Genomic DNA, 25,855 nt, shown 5'->3' with positions numbered 1-25,855 from the left:
TATCCCGCCACGGCAAATGCGCGCAACCCTTGTGCTGTCTTGGCTCGCGCCCTGACAGGCGGCGCTGGTCTCAGCTGCAACCGTTGCCGCTGTCACCAAACCCCGTTGGACAGTGCGCAGAACGGGGGTGCTCAGCGTAAACAATATCGCGGCGGTATCCGGCGCCCGCCAAGCAGGAGCTGCCCTTTTGATTGAATGAAGAGTGACGCATCGTCAGGCCCAAGGTAGCCCGGGTAAGCGCAGCGCACCCGGGAACCAGGTAACCAATGCAATCGCTGATTGCGTGCCAACAGCCCCGGGTGCGCTGCGCTTACCCGGGCTACGGCGGCTGCTGATTGTCTGTGAGAGTCGCGTTTGTAGGAGCGGCGTAAGCCGCGAAGCTGGCGTTCTCAAACCCGGTCATCTGCTGGTGTACCTGCTTCGCGGCTTACGCCGCTCCTACAGGAAAAATCCGCTGCTTTGCGTCTGGCACCGGATTCCTCGCGACGCGAATGCCCGGATGAAAAACCTGCAAAAAAAAGGGCGCAGCCTGGCGGCTGCGCCCATGCGTATCACCGACGGGAGAGAGTTGCGCCGGCTAACGCCTTGCTCACTTCACCTCGAACTGCTGCGGCATGCCGGCAGCCTTGCCATCGACGGTGACGTCGGCGGTGTACTTGCCAGCCGGCCACGGCTTGCTGTTGGCGAATTCGATGTTGGTGGTGCCGGTATCGGTGGCATTGAGGGTGGCGTTCTGCTCACCGGCCACCTGCCCATCCTGATAGGTCAACTTGGCAGCCACCGGCACATTGCTGGCGGTACCGCTGGTCTTGACCGAAACAATGATCTTGTCCTTGGCGGCCAGTACGGCCACCGGCGCCACCGACATGTCAGCCGCTGCAGCATTGCCAACCGTCACTGCGGTGACCGAAAGCACCGGCGCGGCAGGTGCCGACTCAACCATCGGCGCCGGGGCGCTTGCAGCTGGCGGCGGGGCCGGCGCGGCTTCTTCTTTCTTCTTGCAACCAACCAGTGCCACGGCACCGACCACAGCGATCATCAGGGCACTGCTAAGCGAAGTCTTCTTCATGGATTGCTCCGAATCTGGTTTGAAGGTGTGCAACGGGCGGCGCAGGGATCAGCCCTGGCGCGCCGGAATTTTCAGCGTCTGACCGGGGCGGATCTTGTCCGGGTCATCGAGGACATCACGGTTGGCATCGAAGATGCGCTTCCACGCATTGCCGTCGCCAAGCAGGTTCTTGGCGATCTTGGAGAGGTTGTCACCACTCTGCACCGTGTACTGCTGCTCGCCGACAATCTCTTCGGTGCTGGTCACCGTCGACGTGACGCCGGAGAAATCTGCCTTCTCCACCACCTGCTCGGTGCTGGTGACGGTGCCGGTGACGCCGGAAAAATCGGCTTTCTTATCGGTACTGCTCATCCAGGCTGCTCCTCCGTGACTGACTGGAAACAACGATTGCACGACGCCTGTTAAGGTTTCATCGCGCCAACGTAAAAACCAGCGTACGCAGCTGAATGTTTATTGACGCAGGTCGCGGATCGGAGCGCTGGCGGCCAAACCCGGGCTGGCCCGGCGCGGATTGATGTCCAGACCACCACGGCGGGTGTAGCGGGCTTCCACTTCCAGTGCGATGGGCTGGCAGCGCTGGCTCAGCTCCAGGAAGATCCGCTCCACGCATTGTTCGTGGAACTCGGCATGGTCGCGGTAGCTGACCAGATAACGCAGCAGACCTTCGCGGTCGATACGCGGGCCCTGGTAGCGGATGCTGACGCTGGCCCAGTCCGGCTGGCCGGTGACCGGGCAATTGGACTTGAGCAGTGCCGAAACCAGGGTCTCGCTGGCCACGGCGCGGCTGTCGGCCAGCAGCAGGGCGGCATTGGGCGGCCCATAGCTGTCGATGGCGACATCCAGGTGGTCAATGTTCTCGCCAGCCGCCTGGGCGACCGGTGGCAGGCCGAACTCGACCCGTACATCGGCGCCGGCACAGGCCGACAGATCGGTGGCGATGCGCTCACGCACGGCCTCGGCGCGGTTGAAACGCGCCCCGTTGAGCGAATTCAGGTACAGCTTGAGCGACTTGGATTCGATCAGGTTCGGCGAGGTCGCCGGCACATACAGGGTAGCGGTGTCCACGCAGGGCTTGCCGCGCGCATCCAGCCAGCCCAGCTCATAGATATGCCAGCGGTCCTCGCCGACGAACGGGAGTTCGCCGCCCAGACCGATCTCGGCGCGGGCGGCCGCGCGCGGGATCGGAAACAACAGACTGGCGTCATAGTGACGGGGATAGTCGACCTCGCGGCCGAGGCTGGAGTTTTCGGGAGTGTTCATCGGCGTAGTGTAATTGCGCCATCTTGAGCGTCGGATATACCGATGCGTTTTTCGATGGCCAGCCTGCGCCGCCCGCGGATTCAGTTCAGCAGCCGTGCCCACCACGACTTGCCCGATTTGGCCGGGGCTATTTCTTCGCTCTGCAGCCGCATCACCTGCCGCTCCGGGTCCAGCGCCGAAGGGCCGTAGACCACGCGGATGCGCTCCGCGTCGGTCGCACCCAGGGTGTCGCCATCGCTGATGACCATGCCGTTTTCGATCAGGTAATCAACGATGCCGGTGAGCCGGCTGAACACGCCTTCGGCTGCATCCGCGGTCGCGGGGATCTCGATGTCCATCAGCCCCAGCATATCCATGCCGCGGGTATGGCCGGTCATCACGCCCTGCGGGTTCTGGCCGACATTGATCGCCACCCAGGCAATGGACATCGGCTCGGGCAAGGTGGCCTGGGTCAGTTCGCGGAACAGGCCCGGCAGCACCACGTGGTTGGCGCTGCCGAAGTACACCGCCACGCTGTTGTCGGACACGGCAATGGCCGAGGCCACTACCTGGCTGAGCAGCGCAGCCTGTGCGACCAGGTTGGGCTCCTGCCCGTCATCGCCGAACCGCATCACGGTGACGATGGTGTGCGCGGCGTAATCCACCGGCGCCGGCGTGGCGTTGGGCCACAGCCGGCTGTGTGCGCAGATCTGCGCGATGTCATCGCCGATCTGCACCGGGATGGGCATCAGCGCGATCAGATGCTCGCCATATTCCAGGCACAGCATCGGTGAATCGTCCGCCTCGGCACCCTCGCCGGCGTCGCCCTCGGACGGCACTTCGCCCAGCCGCAGCAGCGATTGGTCCAGCTCTGGCCAATCGCTGCGCATCTGTGCGAGTAGGGTCTCGGCGGTGAGCCTGGGGTCGAGCTGCGACTGCAGCAGCATGGCGAGGCTGGCTGTCATGGGACGCCTTCTTCCTTGTAGGTAAGCCCCGACACTACCCGGACTCAACCCGCCTTGTCACCGTGCAGATAGTCCAGCGAGACCTGCAACAGCGCGCGCAGGCCCACGTCCAGTGCCTTCTCATCCAACAGGAACTTGGGCGAGTGGTTGCTGGGCGCGGTGGCCGGGTCGATGCCGGCACCGGTCGAGCCGACAAAGAAGAACATCGACGGCACCTGCTGGGCATACAAGGAAAAATCCTCCGAACCCATCTGCAGCGGCGGCTCGTACACCTTGTCCTTGCCCACCACCGCCTGCAGGCTGGGCAGCATGCGCGCGGTCAATGCCGGGTCGTTGACCGTGGCCGGGTTGCCGTCTTTCTCATAGATGTCGGTGACGGCGGTGGCGCCATGCGCGGCGGCGGTGTGTTCGGCGACATTGCGCAGGTCGGCGAAGATCTGCTTGCGCATGTCCGGATCGAAGGTGCGGATGGTGCCGACCATTTCCACCGAATCGGGAATGATGTTGTAGCGGATGCCGCCCTTGATCGCGCCGAAGGTAACCACCGCCGGTTGCTTGGACAGATTGACGCGGCGGCTGACGATGGTCTGTGCGGTGCCGATCAGATCGGACGCGGCGACGATCGGGTCAACCCCGTTCCAGGGTGCCGAGCCGTGGGTCTGGCGGCCGTTGACGGTGATGCCGAAGCGGTCGGAGGCCGCCATCAGCGGGCCACCGCGCACCGCGATCTGCCCTGCCTGCACGCTGGAAAACACATGCAGGCCGAATACCGCTTCCGGCTTGAAGTCCTTGAACAGGCCTTCCTTCAGCATCAGGTCGGCGCCGCCTTGTTCTGGCGGCGGCGCGCCTTCCTCGGCCGGCTGGAAGATCAGCATCACTTCGCCCGGCAACTTGTCGCGCATGGCCACCAGCGCGTCGGCCACGCCGAGCAGGGTGGCGGTGTGCGCATCATGGCCGCAGGCATGCATCACCCCGACCTGCTCGCCGCGATACTCGGCCGTGGCCTTGGAGGCGAACGGAAGACCGGTCTGCTCGGTGACCGGCAACGCGTCCATATCGGCGCGCAGGGCGATCTTCGGGCCTGGCAGGCCGCCCTTGATGATGGCGACCACGCCGTGCACGGCCACCCCGGTCTTCGGGCTCAGGCCCATCGCGCGCAAGCGCTCGGCAACCTTGGCAGCGGTGCGTTCCTCGCGATTGGAGAGTTCCGGATGGGTGTGGAAATCGCGCCGCCAATCCACCACCTGCTGCTGCAGGCGATTGGCCGCGGCGGCCACCTCCGGCCGTTGCGCGGCATCCTGGGCCTGCGCCAATGGGGCCAGGGCGCACAGCAAAGCGGACAGCAACACGGTCTTACGGGCCATCGACAGCTCTCCTTCCAGACGGGGGACAGGGTGAATGTAGGCCCATCATGGGCCAAGCGGCCGCTGGCGGGGAACCGACACGATGTAGGTAGAGCGGAATGGTGATCCGCCGTAGTGCCGAGCCATGCTCGGCAAGGGGCCTTCCCCTGGCGCATCAGCACGACCCATCAGGATGTAGGAGCGGCGTCAGCCGCGAAGCTCAAGGTCCGTCAGATCACAAGCCAACTACGGTTCTGATTGTGCCAGCTTCGCGGCTGACGCCGCTCCTACAACGTTCGCGCAGGTTGATGCGATACCGGTAGTGTCCCTGCCGAGCATGGCTCGGCACTACAACTCCAGGTCAACCGATGCGGCGATGGAACGTTCATCACCTGCACGGGTCTGTATGCGTGGCCCATCGGTCATGCCTCCACGCGCACATGCGCGGGGGTATCCTCTGCGGCTTGATTGCCTCCCCTTATCGGTTCCTCAGGAGTTTCCGCATGTCGCGTTTCTGGAAGATCGTACTGCTGGTCATTGCAGTGCTGCTGGTGGCCGGTATCGGCTATCGGGTAATGGGGGGCGGCAAGCAGAAGGCCGGCGGTACGGCAGCCAGCATGGGCCAGGGCGGCAAGGGCAACCAGGACAAGGATCCAGTGCCAGTCACTGCGGTGACCGCCGAGAAGAAGGATGTGCCGGTCTACCTGACCGCGCAGGGTACGGTGAGCGCATTCAATACCGTCACCGTCAGCCCGCAGGTCGGTGGTGAGCTGTTGAGCGTCAACTTCCGCGAAGGCCAGGCGGTCAAGAAGGGCGAGCTGCTGGCACAGATCGACCCACGCACCTTCCAGGCCCAGTACGACCAGGCCGTCGCCAGCAAGCGCCAGAACGAGGCCCTGCTGGCCACCGCGCAGTCCAACTACGCGCGCTCCAACTCACCGGAGTACCGCCAGTTCGTGGCGCAGACCGACCTGACCACGCTGCGCAACCAGGTGACCCAGTACCAGGCCGCCGTGGCCGCCTCGCAGGCCTCGGCCGCACAGGCCAAGGTTCAATTGGACTACACCCGCATCACTTCGCCGATCAACGGCATCGCCGGCATCCGCGCGGTCGATCCGGGCAATGTGGTCAGCGCCGGCAGCGCGATCGTCACCATCACCCAGCTGCAGCCGGTCTACGTGCTGTTCAACCTGCCCGAGCAGCAGCTCGATGCGGTGCGCAGCGCACAGACCGTGGCGCCCTTGCAGACCGCCACCCTGGACCGCAGCGGCGGCAGCGTGGTCAATGCCGACGGTGTGCTGCAGGTGGTGGACAACCAGATCAGCAGCAGCAGCGGCACCTTCCGCCTGCGCGCGCAGTTCCCCAATGCCAACGATGCGCTGTGGCCGGGCCAGTTCGTCAACGTGCAGATGAAGCTCAACGTGCTGCCCGGCGCGGTGGTGGTGCCGGCCGAAGCGGTGCAGCGCAGCAGCACCAGCGATTTCGTCTATCTGATCAAGCCCGACAACACCGTCACCCTGCGCGATGTGGTGCAGGGCGGCCAGGTCGACGACAGCCACGTGGTGATCAGCAAGGGCCTGCAGGCCGGCGACAAGGTCGTCACCGAAGGCCAGTTCCGCTTGAAGGAAGGCAGCAAGGTCAATGCACTGGCACCGGGCCAGGCACCGCCGGCACCGACTGAAGAACAGCTCAAGGCGGCCAGCCAGAAGGGCAACCGTGGTGGACGGGGTGGCCCGCCGCGCTGACGCGCCGGCCGGCACCCGCCTCCCCTCCCCCGCACCAGGAACCGACCGTGGGCTTTTCGACTATTTTCATCCGGCGCCCGATCGCCACCTCCCTGTTGATGATCGGGTTGATGCTGCTGGGCATCCTCGGTTACCAGCGCCTGCCGGTTGCGGCTTTGCCCGAGATCGAAGCGCCCAGTCTGGTGGTGACCACCCAGTACCCGGGTGCCAGCGCGCAGACCATGGCCTCGCTGGTGACCACGCCGCTGGAGCGGCAGCTGGGGCAGATTTCCGGGCTGGACATGATGACTTCCGATTCGTCGGCAGGCCTGTCCAGCATCGTGCTGCAGTTCTCGATGGAACGCGACCTGGATACCGCCGCGCAGGACGTGCAGGCGGCGATCCGTCAGGCCACCCTGCCCAGCTCGCTGCCTTACCAGCCGGTCTACAACCGGGTGAATCCGGCCGATGCGCCGATCCTGACCCTGAAGCTGGCCTCGGACACGCGCCCGCTGCGTGAGGTCAACGATCTGGCCGATTCCATCCTGGCCCAGCGCCTGTCGCAGACCGACGGCGTCGGCCTGGTTTCCATTGCCGGCAACGTGCGGCCTGCGGTGCGCATCCAGGTCAATCCGGCGCAGCTGGCCAACATGGGCATGACCCTGGAAGACCTGCGCAGCGCGCTCACCCAGGCCAACGTCAATGCGCCCAAGGGTTCGCTCAACGGCAAGACGCAGAGCTATACGCTGTCCACCAACGACCAGCTCAGCGACGCGGCCGATTACAACGACATCATCGTCCGCTACCAGAACGGTGCGCCGGTGCGGCTGCGTGATGTCGCCAAGGTGGTTGATGGCGTCGAGAACGACCAGCTCGCCGCCTGGGCCGATGGCAAACCGGCAGTGCTGTTGGAAGTGCGCCGCCAACCCGGTGCCAATATCGTCAAGACGGTGGAGAACATCCGCCAGATCCTGCCCAACCTGCAGGGCATGCTGCCGGCCGACGTAACCCTGGATGTGTTCTCCGACCGCACCGTCACCATCCGCGCCTCGGTGCATGACGTGCAGTTCACCCTGATCCTCACCATCTGTCTGGTGGTGGCGGTGATCTTCGTATTCCTGCGGCGGCTTTGGGCGACGGTGATCCCGTCGGTGGCGGTGCCGCTGTCGCTGCTCGGCACGTTCGGGGTGATGGCCTTTGCCGGCATGTCGCTGGACAACCTGTCGCTGATGGCGCTGACCGTGGCCACTGGCTTCGTGGTCGACGATGCGATCGTGATGATCGAAAACATCGTGCGCTATATCGAGAAGGGCAAGGACGGCCCGGAAGCGGCGGAAATCGGTTCGCGCGAGATTGGCTTTACCGTGTTGTCGCTGACGGTGTCGCTGATCGCGGTATTCCTGCCGCTGATCCTGATGCCGGGCGTTACCGGCCGCCTGTTCCATGAGTTCGCCTGGGTGCTGACGATCGCGGTATCGATCTCGATGCTGATCTCGCTGACGCTGACGCCGATGATGTGCGCCTACCTGCTCAAACCCGACGCGCTGCCCGAAGGCGACGACGCGCACGAGCGTGCAGCCGCACACGGCAAGGTCACCGCGTGGTCGCGTCTGGTCGGCGTCTACGAGCGCACCCTGGACTGGGTGCTGCGCCACCAGCCGCTGACGCTGACGATCGCGCTGGCCTCGGTCGCGCTGACCGTGTTGCTGTACATGGTGATCCCCAAGGGCCTGCTGCCCGACCAGGATACCGGCATGGTCACCGGCGTGGTGATTGCGGACCAGAATGTCGCCTTCGAGCAGATGCAGCAGCGCACCCAGGCCGTTGCCGCCGCGTTGCAGAGCGATGAAGCCGTCACCGGCGTTGCCGCTTACATCGGTGCGGGCAGCATGAATCCAACGCTCAACCAGGGCCAGCTGAGCATCGTGCTCAAGGACCGTGGTGATCGTGATGGGCTGGACGTGATCCTGCCGCGCCTGCAGGCTGCTGCCGCACATGTTCCCGGCGTTGCGTTGTATCTGAAGCCGGTGCAGGACGTGACGCTGGATACGCGCGTGGCCGCTACCGCCTACCAGTTCTCGCTGTCGGACATGGACAGCACCGAGCTGGCCACGCAGACCGAGCGCGTCACCGACGCACTGCGGCGCCTGCCCGAGCTTGCCGACGTCGACAACAACCTGGCCAACCACGGCCGCGCGCTGCATGTGGAAGTGGACCGCGACAAGGCCAGCCGCTACGGCGTGCCGATGCAGACCATCGACGACACGCTCTACGACGCCTATGGCCAACGCCAGATCTCGACCATCTTCACCCAGCTCAACCAGTACCGCGTGGTGCTGGAAGTAGCGCCGGAGTTCCGCAACAGCGATGCGCTGATGAACCAGCTGGCCATCGGCAGCAACGGCAGCGGCACGCTCAGCGGCAGCAATGCGACCACGCTGGGCCAGGTGACATCGAGCAACTCGTCCACCGCCACCGGCATCGGCAACAGCAATACCGGCATCGCGATTGGTGCTGGCGGCAGCATTCCGTTGTCCGCCATCGCCACCGCAAAAGCCGGCACCGCGCCACTGATCGTCAGCCATCAGCAACAACTGCCGTCGGCGACCATCTCGTTCAACCTGGCACCGGGTTATTCCCTGTCCGAAGGCGTGGATGCGATCAACAAGGCGGTGGCCGAGCTGGAACTGCCGCAGCAGATGCAGGCGCAGTTCGTCGGTACCGCCGCCGAGTTCTCCAGCAGCCAGACCGATGTGATCCTGTTGCTGCTGGCCGCCATCGCAGTGATCTACATCGTGCTCGGCGTGCTGTACGAAAGCTGGATCCATCCGCTGACCATCATCTCCACCCTGCCGCCGGCCGGCGTGGGCGCACTGCTGGCGTTGTACCTGTGCGGCATGAGCTTGTCGGTGGACGGCATCGTCGGCATCGTGCTGCTGATCGGCATCGTCAAGAAAAACGCGATCATGATGATCGACTTCGCGCTGGACGCGCAGCGCGCCGGTGCCAACGCGCATGACGCCATCCGCCGTGCCTGTCTGCTGCGTTTCCGCCCGATCATGATGACCACCGCCGCAGCCATGCTCGGCGCGCTGCCGTTGGCATTGGGCACCGGCATCGGCTCGGAACTGCGGCGTCCGCTGGGTGTCGCCATCGTCGGCGGTCTGCTGCTGTCGCAGCTGGTCACGCTGTACACCACGCCGGTGATCTACCTGTACTTCGAACGCCTGTCCGAGTGGGCCGCCAAGCGCCGTGAACAACGCGCCGCTGCGCGCCTGCAGGCGGCACGGTAAGCGCGGATGAACATCTCCGCGCCTTTCATCAGCCGCCCGATCGGCATCACCCTGCTGGCCATCGGCCTGTTCTTCGCTGGCCTGGTCTGCTACCTGCGGCTGGGCGTTGCGGCCCTGCCCAACCTGTCGATCCCGGTGATCTTCGTGCAGGCCTCCAACACCGGTGCCGACGCCAACACCATGGCGGCCACGGTGACCGCACCACTGGAGCGGCATCTGGGCCAGGTGCCGGGCATCGACACCATGCGTTCGAGCAGCAGCGATGGCCGTAGCATGGTGTTTTTGATGTTCAACACCAGCCGCAATATCGATTCCGCCGCGCAGGACGTGCAGGCCGCGATCAATGCGGCCATGGCCGATCTGCCGGCGGGCATCAACACGCCTACCTACCAGAAGGCCAACCCCAACGACGATCCGGTGATCGCGCTGGCACTGACCTCGGACACGCAATCGGTAGCCGAGCTGTACAACACCGCCGATTCGCTGCTGGCGCAGCGGCTGCGGCAGCTGCCCGGCGTGTCGCAGGTGGATATCGCCGGCGCTTCCACGCCAGCGGTGCGGGTGGACCTCAATCTGCGTGCGATGACCGCACTGGGCTTGAGCCCGGACGACCTGCGCAATGCAATGCGCGCAGCCAACGTGGCCTCGCCGCTGGGCTTCCTCAGTGATGGCACCAGCCAGACCGCGATCATCCTCAACGACCAGATCCGCAAGGCGTCGGATTTCGCCAACGTCGCCATCTCCACCCACGACGGTGCGGTGGTGCGGCTCAAGGATGTGGCCACGGTCTACGACGGCCAGCAGGACGCGTACCAAGCGGCCTGGTTCAACGGCAAGCGCGGCGTGCTGATGTATGTGTACCTGCGCAGTGGCGACAATCTGGTTGCCACCGTCGACCGGGTCAAGGCGGCGATTCCGTCGCTAACCGGCTATCTGGATGCGGGCAGCACGCTGACGCCGTACTTCGACCGCACCCCGACCATCCGCGCCTCGCTGGCCGAAGTGCAGATCACCTTGATGATCAGCCTGTTGATGGTGATCCTGACCATGGCGCTGTTCCTGCGCCGGCTGGCGCCGACGTTGATCGCCGCGGTGACCGTGCCCTTGTCATTGGCCGGTGCCGCGCTGGTCATGTACACGCTCGGCTTCACTCTCAACAACCTGACCCTGCTCGCCCTGGTGATCGCCATTGGCTTCGTCGTCGACGATGCCATCGTGGTGATCGAGAACGTCATGCGCCATCTAGATGAGGGCATGCCGCGGCGTGAAGCGGCAATGGCGGGCGCACGCGAGATCGGCTTCACCATCGTCTCGATCACCGCCTCGCTGATTGCGGTGTTCCTGCCGATCATCTTCGCCCAGGGCATGATCGGTGCGTTCTTCCGTGAGTTCACCCTCACTCTGGTCGCGGCGATCCTGGTTTCGGCGGTGGTCTCGCTGACCCTGACCCCGGCCTTGTGTGCACGCTTCCTGCACCCGCATGCCGAAGGTGCGCGCGATACCCGCCTCAACCGCATGCTCGATGGCATGCACGAGGGCATGCTCAAGGTCTATACGGTGGCGCTGGATTTCTCGCTGCGCCACGCCTTGCTGTTGTCGTTGACGCCGTTGCTGTTGATCGTGGCTACCTTCTACCTGGCCGGTTCGGTCAGCAAGGGTCAGTTCCCCGAACAGGACACCGGCCTGATCTGGGGCCGCGCCAGTTCCAGCGCAACGGTCTCGTTCCAGGAAATGAGCGAACGCCAACGCCGGCTCAGCGACATGTTCCTGGCCGACCCGGCGGTGAAGATGGTGGGCTCGCGACTGGGTTCCAGCCGCCAGGGCAGCAGTGCCCAGTTCAACATCGAGCTGCTTACCGGGAAAGAAGGCCGGCGCGAACCCACCAACGTGGTGGTGAGCCGGCTCAGCGCCAAGGCCGCGCAGTTCCCGGACCTGGACGTCCGCCTGCGGGCCATCCAGGACCTGCCCTCCGACGGCGGTGGCGGCGGCTCGCAGGGCGCGCAGAACCGCGTGACCCTGCAGGGCAATGATGCCGAGCAGCTGGCCGAATGGCTGCCCAAGGTGGTGGCCGCGCTGAAGCAGCATCCGCAACTGCGTGATGTCGGCTCGGACGTGGACAAGGGCGGGCTGATGCAGAAGATCGTCATCGACCGCGAGAAAGCCTCGCGCCTGGGCGTGACCATCGGCGCCATCGACGGCGCGTTGTATGGCGCCTTCGGCCAGCGCCAGATCTCCACCATCTATGCCGACCTCAACCAGTACGGCGTGGTGGTCAATGCGCTGCCCAGCCAGACCGGCAGCCCGGCCGCGATCGAAGACCTGTACGTGCCATCCAAGAGCGGGCAGATGATTCCGCTCACCGCGCTGGCCCATCAGGAACCGGGGCTGGCACCGTCGCAGGTGACCCACCAGAACCAGTACACGGTGATGGACCTGAGCTACAACCTGGCACCGGGTGTGAGCAGTGGCGAGGGTGATGCCATCGTCAAGTCAGTGATCGACGGCCTGCGCATGCCCGGTGACATCCGCCAGGCCGCACCCGGCGGCTTCCGCCAGGCGATGGATCCGGTGGCGATGTTGATGTTGATCATCGCCGCCATCGCCACGGTCTACATCGTGCTCGGCATGCTCTACGAGAGCCTGGTGCATCCGGTGACCATTCTGTCCACGTTGCCGGCCGCAGGCATGGGCGCGCTGCTGGCCTTGTGGATCACCAATACCGATCTGTCGATCATCTCGATGATCGCCCTTGTATTGCTGATCGGCATCGTCAAGAAGAACGCGATCATGATGATCGACTTCGCCCTGGTCGCGCAGCGCGTGCACGGCAAGTCACCAACCGAAGCAGTACGCGAAGCCAGCATCGTGCGTTTCCGCCCGATCATGATGACCACGATGGTTGCCATCCTGGCGGCGCTGCCGTTGGCGATTGGCCTTGGTGAAGGTTCGGAGCTGCGCCGGCCACTGGGCATCGCGATGATCGGCGGCCTGTTGATCTCGCAGAGCCTGACCTTGCTAAGCACGCCGGCGCTGTACGTGATCTTCTCCTGCCTGCAGCAGCACTGGCGCAACTGGCGCGCCCGCAGCAAGGAACGCAAGCGCCTGCGCAAGCTGGCACGCGCGTAATCCCACCCCTCCCCTGCGCTTGCGCGCAAGGGAGGGAGTAAAGCTGGCCCTGCGCTGCCACTTCTGCCACCGTATAGCGGCACCACGCTCCCGTCAGTCACGACTGGTACCGCAATGCCTCTATTCAAATTCACCCGCCACGGCGGGCAAGCACGCGGCGGCCAGCCGCACTCCCCGCTCCCTTGGATCGCGCTGATAGCCCTGATTCTCGGTGCCATTGCACTGGGCTTTGCCTGGTTGGCAGGTTGGATAGGCCGTGATCGGCTCACTGCGCAGGGCCTCACCAATGCCATCGAGGCCACCGGCGCGAACCACCCGGGCTTCCGCCGCGCGCACAGCAAAGGCGTGTGCGTCAGCGGTTGGTTCGAGCCCAGCGCGCCGGCAGCGCAGCTCTCACAGGCGCGGGTATTCGCACAGCCGCGTGTTCCGGTACTGGGTCGGCTGTCGATAGGTGGCGGCAACCCGCATGGCGCCGACAACAGCGCGCGCGTACGCAGCATCGCCTTGCAGCTGAGCAGCGATGACGGCCAGCAATGGCGCATGGCGATGAACAGCTTCCCGTTCCTCGCCGTCGCCACGCCCGAAGCCTTCTACGAACAAACCCGCGCACAGATTCCAGACCCGGCCACCGGCAAGCCCGACCCGAGCAAACTGGCCGCGCTCCAGGAAAAGTACCCAAGCGTTCGTGCCTTCCAGCAATGGGCCAAGACCGCCCCGTGGACCGACAGCTGGGCCAGCACCGAGTTCAACAGCGTCAACAGCTTCTGGTTCATCAATGCGCAGGGGCAACGGCGTGCGGTGCGCTGGCGCTGGCAGCCACAAGCAGCCGCCCACGAACTGGATGCCGCCCGCCGCGAGCAGGCCGGGGTGGACTTCCTCAGCCAGGATCTGCAACAGCGACTGGCGCAGGGCCCCGTGCGCTGGAATCTGCTGGTCACCCTGGCCGCCCCACAGGATGCGATCAACGACGCCTCCGTGCCGTGGCCAGCCGAGCGCGAACAGATCGTGGCCGGCGTGCTCAACATCGATCAGACGCAGCCGCAGGAACAAGGCAGCTGCAATGACCTCAACTTCGACCCGCTGATCCTGCCCGAAGGTATTGCAGGCAGTGACGACCCGATCCTGGCAGCACGCTCGGCGGTGTACTCGCAGTCCTTCAATCGCCGCGAACGCGAGCGCGCCACCGGTGCGGCGGAACGCGACAACGCGCAGGTGCAGCCATGAACAGCCACTCTGGACACTTCAATCTGCTGGCCCGCGTGCTGCACTGGAGCATGGCCTTGCTGATCCTGGCGATGCTGTTCATCGGCGTCACCATGGTCGCCTCGGTGCACCTGCGCCCCGGCCTGATCAACCTGCACCGTCCGCTCGGCATCCTGATCCTGGTGCTGGCCCTGCTACGCCTGTACAACCGCCTGCGCCACCGGCCACCGCCGCTGCCTGCCGATCTTCCGGCATGGCAGGCCTGGGCCGCCACGGCCTCGCATTGGCTGCTGTACGCATTGATGCTGGCGATGCCGCTGATCGGCTGGGCGATGTTGTCCGCCGGTGGCTATCCCATCGTGTTGTGGGGCGGCGTACAACTGCCGGCCATCGTGCCGCATACGCCATCGCTGTACGCACTGCTGCGTGGCGCGCATAGCCTGCTGGCCTACCTGCTGTTCGCCACGGTGTTGGCGCATGTCGGCGCAGCTCTGTTCCATGCCTGGGTACGCCGCGATGGCGTGTTCCAGGCAATGGCGCGCGGCGAACCCCGCTGACCCGGTAGTGCCGAGCCATGCTCGGCAGTGGCTTGGGCTCAAAACCTACAACCAGCCTTTCTGTCGCGCTACGCGATACGCCTCAATCCGGTTGGCCACGCCCAGCTTGCCGATGCATTCGGACAGGTAGTTGCGCACGGTGCCATGCGACAACCCCAGCTGCTCGGCGATTTCATTGGCAGAGCGGCCCTCGCCGGCCAGGCGCAATACCTGCCGCTCGCGGTCATTGAGTGGATCGGCTTCGGACCACGCTTCCACCGCCAGTTGCGGATCAATCGCACGGCCACCCCGATGTACCTGCCGCAACGCATCGGCTAGTTTTTCAGCTGGCGCATCTTTCAACAGATAGCCCTGCACGCCAGCGTCCAGCGCCCGGCGAAGGAAGCCGCTGCGGGCGAACGTAGTAACAATCACCACCTTGATTGGCAGCTGATGACGTTGCACGCGTTGCGCCAGTTCCAGCCCGGTGAGCAGTGGCATTTCAATATCCGTGACCAGCACGTCCGGCTTCAGCCGTTGCAGTTCACGCCAGGCGACTTCGCCATCGGCAGCGGTTCCAATCACTTCGATGTCCGATTCCAGGTTGAGCAGCGCCGACAGTGCACCACGCACCATGGCCTGGTCTTCTGCCAGCAGGATGCGGATCATGCGCGTGCCTCCTGCGCCGGCAAGTCTGTTGCCCCGCCCTGCGTTGCGCCCATGGCCGGCGTCGATTGCATGCGTTGGGCCTGCACCGGAATACGCACTTTCAAGCGCGTGCCCTGCCCCTTTGGCGATTCGATCTGCAGCTCACCGGCCAATGCCAACACCCGCTCGCGCATGCCCGCCAATCCATTGCCGTTGGCTGATACGCCACCGCGACCATCGTCAACAACCTCCATCAGCACCGCCTCCGGCGATACGCTGATGGTGATCAGTGCTTCGTTGGCCTGTGCATGGCGGGCGATATTGGTGGCGGCCTCGCGCAGCACCATCGACAAGCCAGCTTCGATCCACGCCGGCATTGCCGGCGGCGGCGAATAGCGCAGATGCACGCGCGAGGACTCCAGCAGTAGATGGGCGGAGGCCAACTCAGCAGCCAGGTCGGCAGCGCGGAAACCGGTAACCGCGCTGCGCACCTGGGCAAGTGCATCACGCGCGATCTGTTCGGCTTCGGCCAGCTCGCGCTGCGAGCGCTGCGGATCGCGCTCGAACAGTTTGCGCGACAACTCCATTTTCAAGGTGATCAGCGACAAGGTATGCCCAAGCAGGTCATGCAGATCACGGCCAATGCGTTCGCGCTCCGTGGTGGCCGCCAAGCGCCGCACTTCTTCGTGCGAAAGCCGCAACGCGGCATCCTTCTCGCTGCTTGAGCGTTCCACATTGACGATCAGGCCGATGATGATCGCCAGCGCCGGGATCCACACAATCATCTGCCACGGATAACCAATCCACCAGGCCAACGACAGGAATGCCAGATTCAACAACGCCAGCTCGAACATGTATTGGCGTGTGCTGATGCACCGGTTTGTCCGCAGCATCACGCAGCCAAACACGAAGTAGTTCATGCCCGATGGATAGATGGGCAGCAACGCCATCGACAGGACGATCATCGCCAATGCAAAGATCGGCGCATGCCGGCGCGCGCTTGTCAGTGTCAGCACATAAAAAATGATGAACAGCGGGAACGACCACAACGTGATCAGCGCCCAACGCAGGGTGTAGCCCGCACCAAACATCGGCGTGATGAACACCCATACCGTCCACAGCAGATGCACGGCATCCACCCACGGCCATTTACCGAGCTTGATGTTGTCGGCTACGACCGAATCCGGTGCTGGCTTCAACCAGTCAGGGCGCTGCAATGCCATCGGCGTTCATCCTGTGCAATGCGGCAATGATGCCATCAGCCATGGCGGCGCAGGCGCCAGCCAGCCACTGCAGTGATCACCACGGTGAATGCGAGCAACCACAGCACATGCGGCCAGGCGCTACCCACCGGGAAGTCCAGCGCGCCCTGCGCCAGCATGTTCAGGTGATGGCTGGGCCAGATCACCGCCAGGTCACGCAGCAGCGGCGGCAGCACCTTCAGCGGGAACCACAGCCCCGACAGCACGGCCATCGGCAGGTAGACCAGGTTGATCACCGCAGCGGCGCCATTGCCTTTGGCCAACGTGCCCAGCAGCAAGCCAAGCGCGCCGAACGGCAAGGTGCCCAAGCTTGCCACCGCAGTCAGCCGCAACATCTGCGAAGCATTGAGCTGCACACCGGCCACGGTGGTAGCCAGCAGCTGCAGGATCACCACGATGGCCAGCGCGGTGACCATGGCCATCACCATCTTGCCGAGCAGATAGGCCAATGGCGGCATCGGCATGGCACGCTTGAGGGTGAGCAGGCCGTTGTCGCGCTCCAATGCCAGCGCAATGCCGAAGCCGAACAGCCCTGGCGCCATCACCCCGAAGGTGACGTAGCTGCCCAGCAGGAAGCGGGCGGCATCGGCGTGCTGCGTGTGACCCAGCAGCACCGCGAAAAGCAGATAGAAGACGGCCGGGAACAGCAGGGTCGGCACCACGAAGCCCGGATAGCGCAGGTAGCGCAGGCATTCGGCGCGCATTTCCTGCAGGTAAGCGACCAGCAATCGGCGCGACGGCATCGGCGGCAGGATGTTTTCGTATGCGGTGTTCATCAGGCCGCCTCGCGTTGGATCTGCGCAGCATCCGCAGTGGTCAGGTCGGTGAAGGCTTCGTCCAGCCCGGCAGGCTGCACCTCCAGCCCGGACAGCGCCGGGTCTGCCTGCAGCAGATGCCGCACCACGCTTTCGATACGGTCGCTGCGCAACTGCAGGTAATCGCCGTCCCGGCTGATCTGCACTACTCCCGGCCAGGAGGCCACCATTGCCGCATCCAACGCGCTGACGCAGCGAATGCGGCGATGGACAACCCGCGCACGCAGTGCATCCACGCTGCCGTCACTGACGATGCGGCCACGCAGCATCACGCAGACACGATCCGCCAGCCGTTCGGCCTCCTCCAGATAATGGGTGGTCAACACCACCGCCGTCCCTTCAGCAACCAACGCCCGCACCGTCGCCCACAACTGCTGCCGGGCCGGCAGATCCAAGCCAACGGTGGGCTCATCCAGAAACAGCAGGCGGGGCCGCCCGCACACGGCCAGCGCGAACTGCACCCGCCGCTGTTGGCCGCCGGACAGCTTGCCGTAGCGGCGCTTCAACAGATCCTCGATGCCCGCCAGTGCGGCGGTTTCCAACAGGCTGCGCGGGGCCGGGTAATAGCTGGCTGAGAGCCGTATCAGTTCGGCCACGCTCAAGGTTTCCGGCAACGCCGCGCTCTGCAGCATCACGCCGATGCCACGGCGCGCACCCAACTGCTGCGGATCCTGTCCGAACAGCTGCACCTGCCCGGCATCGGCACGCAGCAGCCCAAGCAACAAGCCGATGGCGGTGGTCTTGCCCGCGCCATTGGGGCCGAGCAAGGCCAGCACCTGCCCGGCCTTCAGTTCCAGATTGACGCCGTCCAATGCTCGCACCGCGCCGTAATGCTTATGCACGCCCTGCAGGCTTGCCAGTACTTCGCCGTATCGTTCCATTGCCGTCGCTTCCTTCCGGGGATGGCGCCACGTTAGGCCGCTTATACCGGCTCACGCAGTGCAGGCGATCAGGCAAAGCACATGACAGCCGTCACCTGCGGGCCGGGCGGACGCTCCCTATGATTCGTCCATTGCGGCTCTTCGCTGCCGACCACGGCGGATTGCGGTAAGTTGCGGTCACATTCTCTCTCCTACGCCGTCCTGCTACCCATGAATGCATCTGCTGAACTGCTGAAGGAACTCCGCATCGACCGCTCCGCCCCGCCTACGCGTGGGCCTACGCCATCACGGCGCTGGCTGTGGATCGTGATCGGACTGGTACTGGCCCTGCTGCTGGCGCTTGGTATCGGCGCCATGTTGGGAGGCAAACCACCGGTTACCGTGCAGACCGCACCGGTGGTGGCCATGGACCAGGCCGGCGCTGCCAACAGCTCGGTGCTTGATGCCAGTGGCTATGTAGTGGCCAGGCGCATGGCAACCGTGTCGGCGAAGATCACCGGCAAAGTCCGCGAGGTGATGATCGAGGAAGGCATGCGTGTCGAAGAGGGCCAGGTAATGGCAACGCTCGACCCCATTGATGCCAACGCCCAGCGCAGCCTCAACGCCGCTCAGCTGGACGCCGCTCGCAGCCAGACCATAGGACTGCAGGCGCAGCTGCGCCAAGCCGAGGCTGAAGCGGGACGCCTGCAGTCGCTGGTAGGCCAGCAGCTGGTCTCGCGCTCGCAGTACGATCAGGCCGTCGCCGCCCGCGACAGCCTGCGCGCACAGCTGGCCACCGCGGGCCACAACGCCAAGGTCGCGCAGGACGCATTGGCCATCGCCGACCTGGGCGTGGACAACAATGTAGTGCGCGCACCGTTCTCCGGCGTGGTGACGGCCAAGGCCGCGCAGCCAGGTGAAATCGTGTCGCCCTTGTCGGCAGGCGGCGGCTTCACCCGCACCGGCATCGGCACCATCGTCGATATGGAATCGCTGGAAGTAGAGGTTGAAGTAGGCGAAGCCTTCATTGGCCGCGTGCAACCGCAGATGCCGGTTGAGATCGTGCTCAACGCCTACCCGGACTGGAAGATCCCAGGCCACGTGATTGCCATCATTCCCACTGCTGACCGCGGCAAGGCCACGGTGAAGGTACGCGTGGCACTGGAAGCCAAGGACCCGCGCATCGTGCCGGAAATGGGCGTGCGCGTCAGCTTCCTGGAGAAGGCCGTTGCAGCGGGTACCGAAGCACCGAAGGGTGTGCGCGTCCCCGTCGCCGCGATTGTCGAGCGCGACGGCAAGCCGGTGGCCTTCGTGCTGCAGGCCGACGACAAGGTGAAGCAGCAGCCGCTGGAAGTAGGCCAGGTTTTGGCCAAGGACAAGCAGGTACTGTCGGGATTGAGAGCCGGGCAAACCGTCGTGCTCAGTCCAGCAGCTGAATTGAAGGATGGTGACAAGGTGGCACTGGAAGGTGCGAAGAAATAACCCAGGGCTTGTGATATTTGCCGTTTGCTGCGTATCACCTGATTCACTGAAGTAGCGCTGTCGCTTTTGCTTTAGTTGTTGCTTTAGCTGCTGCTATTGCCGTTGCTTTTGCGGTTGCTTTGGCGGTTGCTTTTGCGGTTGCTTTGGCGGTTGCTTTTGCTTTAGCCCTTCTCCCGCGTGCGGGAGAAGGGTTGGGATGAGGGCAGCTTTGGCTTTTTCTTGGCTTTAGCCCTTGCCTTACCGGACCCCTTCCGCAGCGACGAAGCTGACGGCACAGACCCCAACGGGGCGGCGCACATGGATGTGCGTCGTTTTTCGACGAGACAGGGATGTCTCGTCGAAAAATCCCGGCAGCGCAGTGGACCCGCGATGCGGAGCATCGTGGGCGCGGAGGCAGGGTGTGTTTCTTTTGGTTACTTCTTCTTTGCACAAGCAAAGAAAAGTGACTCGCTCCCCGTAGGGGAGTGAAAGCTGTTGCTGTTGTTCTTGCTTTCGTTGCTGCAGTCCGCCTGAAGCAAAGACACTGAAGACGCAAAAGGCAGGAGCAGAAGCTGCCCTCACCCCTACCCCTCTCCCGCAGGCGGGAGAGGGGAAAGCAACAGCAACGACAAAAGCAAAAGCTGGAGCCAGAGCTAAGCCAGAGCCGGAGCCGGAACCACAGCCACAAGCCAAAGCCAAGCCAAAGCCACAACCAAGCCAAAGCGAAAGCCCCCCTCCCTAGCCCTCCCCTTGCCTTCGGCAAAGGGAGGGAAACATAAACAAAGCAAAGCAAAGCAAAGCAACCAATCTCGACGTCCAATATCAGATTTTCAACATCGAACATCAAACATCACCGCGTCACTGCTGAGGATCATCCATGAGCACCCTCGTCTCTCTGCGCAACATCACCAAGACCTACCAGCGTGGCCCGGAAAAAGTGCAGGTCCTGCACGGCATCAATCTGGATATCGAGCGCGGTGACTTCGTCGCGCTGATGGGCCCGTCCGGTTCCGGCAAGACCACCCTGCTCAACCTGATCGGCGGCCTGGACACGCCCAGCGGCGGCGAGATCAACATCGAAGACCAGCGCATCGACCAGCTCAGCGCCGGCCAGCTGTCCACATGGCGCAGCCATCATGTCGGCTTCGTGTTCCAGTTCTACAACCTGATGCCGATGCTTACCGCGCAGAAGAACGTCGAACTGCCGCTGCTGCTGACCAACCTCAATGCCAGCGAGCGCAAACGCCGTGCACAGATCGCACTGACTTTGGTTGGTCTGGCTGATCGTCGCGACCATCGCCCCAATGAGCTGTCCGGTGGCCAGCAGCAGCGCGTTGCCATCGCCCGCGCTATCGTCTCCGACCCCACCTTCCTGATCTGCGACGAGCCCACCGGCGATCTGGACCGGCAGAGCGCCGAAGAGGTGTTGGGCCTGCTGCAGCTGCTCAACCGCGAACACGGCAAGACCATCATCATGGTTACCCATGATCCCAAGGCGGCCGAGTACGCCACCCATACCGTGCATCTGGACAAGGGCGAGCTGGTCGACGCCCCGGTGCACTGAGGAGCACGGCCATGAAGTACTTCTCATTGATCTGGGCGCAGCTGTTCCGCAGCCGCATACGTACTTTGTTCACCCTGCTGTCCATCATCACCGCCTTCCTGTTGTTCGGCATGCTCGACTCGGTGCGTGTGGCCTTCGACAGTGGTGGCAACAGCGTGGCCGGCGCCAACCGGCTGGTCGTTGCATCACGTTTGTCCATCACCGACTCCCTGCCGATCCGCTTGGAATCGCAGATCCGCCAGGTTGAAGGCGTCGACGATGTCACCTACGCCATGTGGTTCGGTGGCATCTACCAGGACCAGAAGAATTTCTTCCCGAATTTCTCGGTCGCGCCGAACTACTTCGACCTGATGACCGAGTTCGAGATCCCCAAGGAACAGGTTGATGCCTTCCGCAACACGCGCACCGGCGCTGTCGTCGGTGAGTCACTTGCCAAGCAGTTCGGCTGGAAGATCGGCGACACCATTCCTCTGCAGGCCACCATTTTCCCACGCGGTGGCAGCAATGATTGGCCATTGCAGCTGGTGGGTATCTTCAAGTCGAAGAACACCGCAACCGCCGCCAACGAGGAACGCCAGTTGATGATGAACTGGAAATACTTCGACGAATCCAACGACTACATCAAAAACCAGGTCAGCTGGTACACCGTGCGGCTGGACAACCCCGACCACGCCTCGCGCGTAGCCCAGGCCATCGATGCGCTCTCGGCCAACTCCGACCATGAGACCAAGAGCCAGACCGAATCGGCGTTCCAGCAGGCGTTCATCAAGCAGTTCGCCGACATCGGCATGATCGTCACCTCGATCATGGGCGCGGTGTTCTTCACCTTGCTGCTGCTCACCGGCAACACCATGGCCCAGGCCGTGCGTGAGCGCGTGCCGGAGCTCGCAACGCTGAAAACGCTCGGCTTCAAGGACGGCACGATGTTGATGCTGGTGATGGTGGAATCGATCGTGCTGGTCGGCCTTGGCGGCGCCATCGGTCTTGGGTTGGCCGCCTTGGCGCTGCCGGTCATGGCGCCACAGACCATGGGCCTGCTGCCGCCGCACGTACCAACGCAGACCTGGATCGTGGGCGCGCTGCTGATCGTGGTGATCGGCTTGGTGGTGGGCGTGCTGCCCGCACTGCGTGCCAAACGCCTGAAGATCGTCGACGCATTGGCCGGGCGCTGAGGAGAACGACATGAAGAACTTTTTATCGAATGCGTTGGTGATCCTATTGTTGGCGATCGGCCTCGGCGTATGGATCGCGCTGCCGTGGTTCGGCGTCCTTGCCGTGGCGGTGGCAATCGCTTTGTGGCTGCTGCTCACCCGCAGTGGGCGGCTGGCACTGGCAGCCACCCGCATCGGGCTGGCCAGCCTGCCACAGCGCTGGGGCGCCTCATCGGTGATCGTGATTGGCATCGCGGGCGTGGTTGGCGTGCTGGTAGCGATGCTGGCAATGGGCCAGGGCTTCCAGGCAACGCTGGAAAGCACTGGCGATGACAGCACCGCCATTGTTCTGCGCGGCGGTTCGCAGGCCGAAACCAACTCGGTGATCACCCGCGATCAGGTGCCCTTGCTCGAAACCCTGCCTGGCGTGAAGCGCGGCGCAGATGGGCGCCCGCTGGTTTCGGCCGAAGTCTCGCAGGTGGTCAACCTCACCTCACGTAGCGACGGCACCGATGTAAACGCGCAGTTCCGCGGTGTTGGCGAACAGGCCTGGGCCGTGCACGACAAGGTGCGTCTGGTCGAAGGCCGCAAGTTCGGCGCGGGCCTGCGCGAGATCGTCGCCGGGCGTGGTGCGCAGAAGCAGTTCCAGGGCCTGGACGTCGGCAAGACGCTGATGCTGGGCAACCAGGCATGGACGGTGGTCGGCATCTTCGAATCCGGTGATGCACATGATTCGGAGCTGTGGACCGATGCACAGACGCTCGCAAACACCTACGACCGCAGTGCATGGCAGTCGATCAGTGTGCGCACCGATGGCAAGCAGGGTTTTGAAGCGTTCAAGGCGGCCGTGGACAACGACCAACGGCTGAAGCTGGACGTGGAAAGCACCGCCGACTATTACCGCAAGCAAGGTGGTGGCTTGAACAAGCTGCTCAAGGTGCTGGGTACGGTGATTGGCGCGATCATGGCCGTTGGCGCGGTGTTTGGCGCTCTCAACACCATGTATGCCGCAGTGGCCACGCGCGCACGGGAGATCGCCACATTGCGTGCAATCGGCTTTCGCGGCGTGCCAGTGGTAACGGCAGTGATGCTGGAGACCATGTTGCTCGCCTTGCTGGGCGGCTTGCTGGGCGGCGTGATCGCCTGGCTGGCATTCAACAACTTCACCGTATCCACCTTGGGCAACAACTTCAGCCAGGTGGTGTTCCAGTTCAAGGTATCGCCGCCCTTGCTGTGGAGCGGCCTGAAATGGGCACTGGGCATTGGCCTGGTGGGCGGCCTGTTCCCGGCACTGCGCGCGGCACGCTTGCCCATCACCACGGCATTGCGCGAAACCTGATCCCCACAATATCGGCCGCAGCAGCAGCCCATCTGCACACATGCAGATGGGCTGGCGGAAGTTCAGCTTCATGCAGCCGAGCCGCAAGCTGGGCTCCAACACCGTCCGCGACATGCAGGTGCGCCATGTCCTTCCATGGAACGGCACCAACTCGTTCGGCATCAACAAGGTGTTCGAGCATGAAGGTCCGCTCATCTACAGTCAGTCGAGCAGCAATATCGGCTACTACGCTGGCTCCGACATCTGCCGTTTCATGTGCATGAAGTACCAGCAGCGCTTCTGATCGTTGCAGCAACAGCGCCGGATGCCGGTGACACAAGCCCCGATCCGCAGCACTGCGCTTGAAGCCCCTCTCCCGCCCGGGAGAGGGGTTGGGATGAGGGACGCTCCTCGCGCTTCTATGCAGTGAAGCGATGATGCAATCGGACGCGAACAACGCTCTGTTGGAAGCTAGAGACGCTGCGATTGCACGACCGTCTGTCACGGATAGCGTCGTCTGCTTCGCGGCTCATGCCGCTCCCGCAAGCAGTCACACTGCACTGCCAGTCCATGCCATGACCGGCGGCACCGCGCACCGCAACCCAAACACCACACAACGGTCATTCAACTGTCATCGCCTTGCGGTAGATGCGCAGCGCCCTTGCAGCTAACGTGGCGACTTCCCAAATCCGGTTCCCGCCATGCTTCGTTCGCTGGCGCTGGCTGGCGTCTGCGTGATGCTGGCCGGCTTTGCCCTCTCCGCTCACGTCCCACCGCTGTCGCTTAGCGAGCGATTGGCAGCACCTGGCGGCACATCACCGCTGGTCCCCACCGAGCGCATCGATGCCCTGCTCACGCGCCTGCCGCATCAACAGGGCAGTGTTGCCGGCAGCGATGGCGTCTCCCTGCATTGGCTGGCCTTCGAACCGGGTGATTACCGGCTCGACTATCGCTATCTGGGCAAGGGCGAGCGCTTCCCCGAGTTCGCGCTGGACGCTTCGGCACCCACGGCCACAGACACACAGCAGCCACGCGGCACGGTAATTCTGCTGCACGGCTGGATGATGGATGGCGGCTCCTTGCTGCCCTGGTCGCTGGAGCTCGCACAGCAAGGCTATCGCACGATCGCCTTGGATCTGCGCAACCATGGCCGTTCCGGCCACGGGCTTTCCGGCTACGGCACGCGCGAAGGCGAGGACGTAGTCGCTGCACTGAAGGCCTTGAAAGCCGAAGGCAAGATCAGCGGGCCCGTACATCTACTCGGCGTTTCCTACGGCGCAGCGACCGCCATATTTGCCGCACGCGAGTTGGGCCCGCAGCTGCGCAGCGTGGTTGCGATGGAATCGTTCGACAATGCCGGCCAGGCAATTCGCACGATGGTGCCGCATATGCTGGCCAAACCACCGGAACGTTGGAGCGATTATGTCGCATTGCCGCTGGCACGCTGGCAATACGGCGGTCGCGGCTTGGATGAAGCCATCGCCACCACCGACCGCAAACTCGGTCTGGACCTGGACAGGATCGACGTCGGTCAGGCCTTGGCACAGGTTCCTGCCTGCGTGCTGTTGATACACGGCCGCGATGACCAACATATCCCGGTAGCGCAGGGCCGTGCACTAGCTGCTGCCGCCCCTCGCGCGCGCTATCTGGAAGTTCCAGCGGAAGACCATCTAAGCCTGCCGATGCGATTGGATCGCCTATCCAACGCGGTCAATCAATGGTTCGCGCAGGCAGCAGATGACGGTAGCTGTGCATCAACCGTGACAGCCCGTCTTTGACCCTCCGCCAGCGCTCCTGAAGCGCAATAAAGCGCAATCCGTAGTGCCGAGCCATGCTCGGCAGAGGCGTTAACCGTAGCGTCTGCCGAGTAGCGCTTTTGCTGTGGCTGTGGCTGTGGCTGTGGCTGTGGCTGTGGCTGTGGCTTTTGCTGTGGCTTTTGCTGTGGCTTTTGCTGTCGCTTTTGCTGTCGCTTTTGCTGTCGCTTTTGCTTCTGCTCTGGCTTCAATTTTTGCCGTTGCTTTAGCCCTTCTCCCGTCTGCGGGAGAAGGGTTGGGATGAGGGGGAGCTCTTGGCTTAGCTTTCTGGCTTGGTTCAAGCTTTTCGGCATCGTTGTTTCTACGAGCTTCGCGGCTTACGCCGCTCCCACAAGTGTGTGCGCGGCGCTGCTGCGCCCAAAGAAAAACCCCGCTGCTTTTGGCAGCGGGGTTTTTGGTTTAAATCCTGACGATGACCTACTCTCGCACAGCTTAGGCTGCACTACCATCGGCGCGGCTACGTT

The 25,855-nt window shown here is 63.8% G+C and carries 19 protein-coding genes and 1 pseudogene; 11 read left to right on the top strand and 9 right to left on the bottom strand.

Annotation, left to right across the window (positions count from 1 at the left end; genetic code table 11):
- Positions 1–589: 589 nt before the first annotated feature.
- The 5 genes from ACVOKO_RS16545 to ACVOKO_RS16525 form a co-directional block, all read right to left on the bottom strand.
- Positions 590–1,069 (bottom strand): hypothetical protein, encoded by a 480-nt coding sequence (locus tag ACVOKO_RS16545; RefSeq protein ID WP_346499965.1) that lies wholly within the window; start codon positions 1,067–1,069, stop codon positions 590–592.
- A gap of 48 nt (positions 1,070–1,117) precedes the next feature.
- Positions 1,118–1,420, bottom strand: coding sequence for a LysM peptidoglycan-binding domain-containing protein (locus tag ACVOKO_RS16540; protein WP_057628025.1), 303 nt, complete (start codon positions 1,418–1,420; stop codon positions 1,118–1,120).
- A gap of 99 nt (positions 1,421–1,519) precedes the next feature.
- Positions 1,520–2,329 (bottom strand): NADPH-dependent 7-cyano-7-deazaguanine reductase QueF, encoded by an 810-nt coding sequence (gene queF, locus ACVOKO_RS16535; protein ID WP_346499964.1) that lies wholly within the window; start codon positions 2,327–2,329, stop codon positions 1,520–1,522.
- Positions 2,330–2,409: 80 nt separating this feature from the next.
- On the bottom strand, positions 2,410–3,273 hold the full coding sequence (locus ACVOKO_RS16530) for a DUF4261 domain-containing protein (RefSeq protein ID WP_346499963.1): 864 nt from the start codon (positions 3,271–3,273) through the stop codon (positions 2,410–2,412).
- Positions 3,274–3,317: 44 nt separating this feature from the next.
- Positions 3,318–4,637: an amidohydrolase gene (locus ACVOKO_RS16525; protein WP_346499962.1), complete on the bottom strand. Its 1,320-nt coding sequence runs from the start codon at positions 4,635–4,637 to the stop codon at positions 3,318–3,320.
- A gap of 482 nt (positions 4,638–5,119) precedes the next feature.
- Between ACVOKO_RS16525 and ACVOKO_RS16520 the strand changes: the two genes are divergently transcribed.
- The 5 genes from ACVOKO_RS16520 (at position 5,120) to ACVOKO_RS16500 (ending at position 14,519) form a co-directional block, all read left to right on the top strand.
- A complete protein-coding gene (locus ACVOKO_RS16520; RefSeq protein ID WP_346499961.1) occupies positions 5,120–6,361 on the top strand; it encodes an efflux RND transporter periplasmic adaptor subunit in 1,242 nt (413 codons plus the stop codon).
- Positions 6,362–6,408: 47 nt separating this feature from the next.
- Positions 6,409–9,633, top strand: a complete 3,225-nt coding sequence (locus tag ACVOKO_RS16515) for an efflux RND transporter permease subunit (RefSeq protein WP_346499960.1) — start codon at positions 6,409–6,411, stop codon at positions 9,631–9,633.
- 6 nt (positions 9,634–9,639) lie between these two features.
- Positions 9,640–12,759: an efflux RND transporter permease subunit gene (locus ACVOKO_RS16510; RefSeq protein WP_346499959.1), complete on the top strand. Its 3,120-nt coding sequence runs from the start codon at positions 9,640–9,642 to the stop codon at positions 12,757–12,759.
- 114 nt (positions 12,760–12,873) lie between these two features.
- Positions 12,874–13,983 carry a catalase family peroxidase gene (locus tag ACVOKO_RS16505; RefSeq protein ID WP_346499958.1) on the top strand — a complete coding sequence of 370 codons (1,110 nt, stop codon included), beginning with the start codon at positions 12,874–12,876 and terminating at the stop codon, positions 13,981–13,983.
- The gene (locus ACVOKO_RS16500) at positions 13,980–14,519 is read left to right on the top strand and encodes a cytochrome b (RefSeq protein WP_346499957.1); all 540 of its coding nucleotides are present in this window, start codon (positions 13,980–13,982) and stop codon (positions 14,517–14,519) included. Before ACVOKO_RS16505 ends, ACVOKO_RS16500 begins: the two co-directional genes overlap by 4 nt.
- Positions 14,520–14,564: 45 nt before the next feature.
- Here ACVOKO_RS16500 and ACVOKO_RS16495 read toward each other — a convergent pair whose 3' ends face one another.
- From ACVOKO_RS16495 to ACVOKO_RS16480, 4 genes are read right to left on the bottom strand one after another with little or no spacing between them, the layout of a single operon-like run.
- Positions 14,565–15,167, bottom strand: coding sequence for a response regulator transcription factor (locus ACVOKO_RS16495; RefSeq protein WP_346499956.1), 603 nt, complete (start codon positions 15,165–15,167; stop codon positions 14,565–14,567).
- A complete protein-coding gene (locus tag ACVOKO_RS16490; protein WP_346499955.1) occupies positions 15,164–16,369 on the bottom strand; it encodes a sensor histidine kinase in 1,206 nt (401 codons plus the stop codon). Before ACVOKO_RS16490 ends, ACVOKO_RS16495 begins: the two co-directional genes overlap by 4 nt.
- Before the next feature lie 35 nt (positions 16,370–16,404).
- Positions 16,405–17,184 (bottom strand): ABC transporter permease, encoded by a 780-nt coding sequence (locus ACVOKO_RS16485; protein ID WP_346499954.1) that lies wholly within the window; start codon positions 17,182–17,184, stop codon positions 16,405–16,407.
- A complete protein-coding gene (locus tag ACVOKO_RS16480; RefSeq protein ID WP_346499953.1) occupies positions 17,184–18,104 on the bottom strand; it encodes an ABC transporter ATP-binding protein in 921 nt (306 codons plus the stop codon). The genes ACVOKO_RS16485 and ACVOKO_RS16480 overlap by 1 nt, the downstream gene beginning before the upstream one ends.
- A gap of 210 nt (positions 18,105–18,314) precedes the next feature.
- Between ACVOKO_RS16480 and ACVOKO_RS16475 the strand changes: the two genes are divergently transcribed.
- The 6 genes and pseudogenes from ACVOKO_RS16475 (at position 18,315) to ACVOKO_RS16450 (ending at position 25,355) form a co-directional block, all read left to right on the top strand.
- Positions 18,315–19,565, top strand: coding sequence for an efflux RND transporter periplasmic adaptor subunit (locus ACVOKO_RS16475; protein ID WP_346499952.1), 1,251 nt, complete (start codon positions 18,315–18,317; stop codon positions 19,563–19,565).
- 856 nt (positions 19,566–20,421) lie between these two features.
- Entirely contained in the window at positions 20,422–21,108 is a 687-nt protein-coding gene (locus tag ACVOKO_RS16470) for an ABC transporter ATP-binding protein (protein WP_057627997.1), read from the top strand.
- 11 nt (positions 21,109–21,119) lie between these two features.
- Entirely contained in the window at positions 21,120–22,280 is a 1,161-nt protein-coding gene (locus tag ACVOKO_RS16465; protein WP_346499951.1) for an ABC transporter permease, read from the top strand.
- Between the two features lie 10 nt (positions 22,281–22,290).
- On the top strand, positions 22,291–23,598 hold the full coding sequence (locus tag ACVOKO_RS16460) for an ABC transporter permease (protein ID WP_346499950.1): 1,308 nt from the start codon (positions 22,291–22,293) through the stop codon (positions 23,596–23,598).
- Between the two features lie 70 nt (positions 23,599–23,668).
- Positions 23,669–23,881 (top strand): annotated as a pseudogene (locus ACVOKO_RS16455) (hypothetical protein); the annotation flags it as partial.
- A gap of 397 nt (positions 23,882–24,278) precedes the next feature.
- Positions 24,279–25,355: an alpha/beta fold hydrolase gene (locus ACVOKO_RS16450; RefSeq protein ID WP_346499948.1), complete on the top strand. Its 1,077-nt coding sequence runs from the start codon at positions 24,279–24,281 to the stop codon at positions 25,353–25,355.
- Positions 25,356–25,855: the final 500 nt, after the last annotated feature.

The sequence above is a fragment of the Stenotrophomonas sp. STEN240 genome (assembly GCF_056756175.1).
This window is presented reverse-complemented; position numbering and strand designations above follow the sequence as displayed.

What these genes read in the sequence shown, in the direction of transcription:
- ACVOKO_RS16495 (WP_346499956.1), bottom strand. Translation starts at nt 15,167, where the DNA reads ATGATCCGCATCCTGCTGGCAGAAGACCAGGCCATGGTGCGTGGTGCA.
- ACVOKO_RS16500 (WP_346499957.1), top strand. Translation starts at nt 13,980, where the DNA reads ATGAACAGCCACTCTGGACACTTCAATCTGCTGGCCCGCGTGCTGCAC.
- ACVOKO_RS16475 (WP_346499952.1), top strand. Translation starts at nt 18,315, where the DNA reads ATGAATGCATCTGCTGAACTGCTGAAGGAACTCCGCATCGACCGCTCC.
- ACVOKO_RS16540 (WP_057628025.1), bottom strand. Translation starts at nt 1,420, where the DNA reads ATGAGCAGTACCGATAAGAAAGCCGATTTTTCCGGCGTCACCGGCACC.
- ACVOKO_RS16460 (WP_346499950.1), top strand. Translation starts at nt 22,291, where the DNA reads ATGAAGAACTTTTTATCGAATGCGTTGGTGATCCTATTGTTGGCGATC.
- ACVOKO_RS16465 (WP_346499951.1), top strand. Translation starts at nt 21,120, where the DNA reads ATGAAGTACTTCTCATTGATCTGGGCGCAGCTGTTCCGCAGCCGCATA.
- ACVOKO_RS16450 (WP_346499948.1), top strand. Translation starts at nt 24,279, where the DNA reads ATGCTTCGTTCGCTGGCGCTGGCTGGCGTCTGCGTGATGCTGGCCGGC.
- ACVOKO_RS16505 (WP_346499958.1), top strand. Translation starts at nt 12,874, where the DNA reads ATGCCTCTATTCAAATTCACCCGCCACGGCGGGCAAGCACGCGGCGGC.
- ACVOKO_RS16530 (WP_346499963.1), bottom strand. Translation starts at nt 3,273, where the DNA reads ATGACAGCCAGCCTCGCCATGCTGCTGCAGTCGCAGCTCGACCCCAGG.
- ACVOKO_RS16520 (WP_346499961.1), top strand. Translation starts at nt 5,120, where the DNA reads ATGTCGCGTTTCTGGAAGATCGTACTGCTGGTCATTGCAGTGCTGCTG.
- ACVOKO_RS16490 (WP_346499955.1), bottom strand. Translation starts at nt 16,369, where the DNA reads ATGGCATTGCAGCGCCCTGACTGGTTGAAGCCAGCACCGGATTCGGTC.
- ACVOKO_RS16545 (WP_346499965.1), bottom strand. Translation starts at nt 1,069, where the DNA reads ATGAAGAAGACTTCGCTTAGCAGTGCCCTGATGATCGCTGTGGTCGGT.
- ACVOKO_RS16470 (WP_057627997.1), top strand. Translation starts at nt 20,422, where the DNA reads ATGAGCACCCTCGTCTCTCTGCGCAACATCACCAAGACCTACCAGCGT.
- ACVOKO_RS16525 (WP_346499962.1), bottom strand. Translation starts at nt 4,637, where the DNA reads ATGGCCCGTAAGACCGTGTTGCTGTCCGCTTTGCTGTGCGCCCTGGCC.
- ACVOKO_RS16480 (WP_346499953.1), bottom strand. Translation starts at nt 18,104, where the DNA reads ATGGAACGATACGGCGAAGTACTGGCAAGCCTGCAGGGCGTGCATAAG.
- queF (WP_346499964.1), bottom strand. Translation starts at nt 2,329, where the DNA reads ATGAACACTCCCGAAAACTCCAGCCTCGGCCGCGAGGTCGACTATCCC.
- ACVOKO_RS16510 (WP_346499959.1), top strand. Translation starts at nt 9,640, where the DNA reads ATGAACATCTCCGCGCCTTTCATCAGCCGCCCGATCGGCATCACCCTG.
- ACVOKO_RS16485 (WP_346499954.1), bottom strand. Translation starts at nt 17,184, where the DNA reads ATGAACACCGCATACGAAAACATCCTGCCGCCGATGCCGTCGCGCCGA.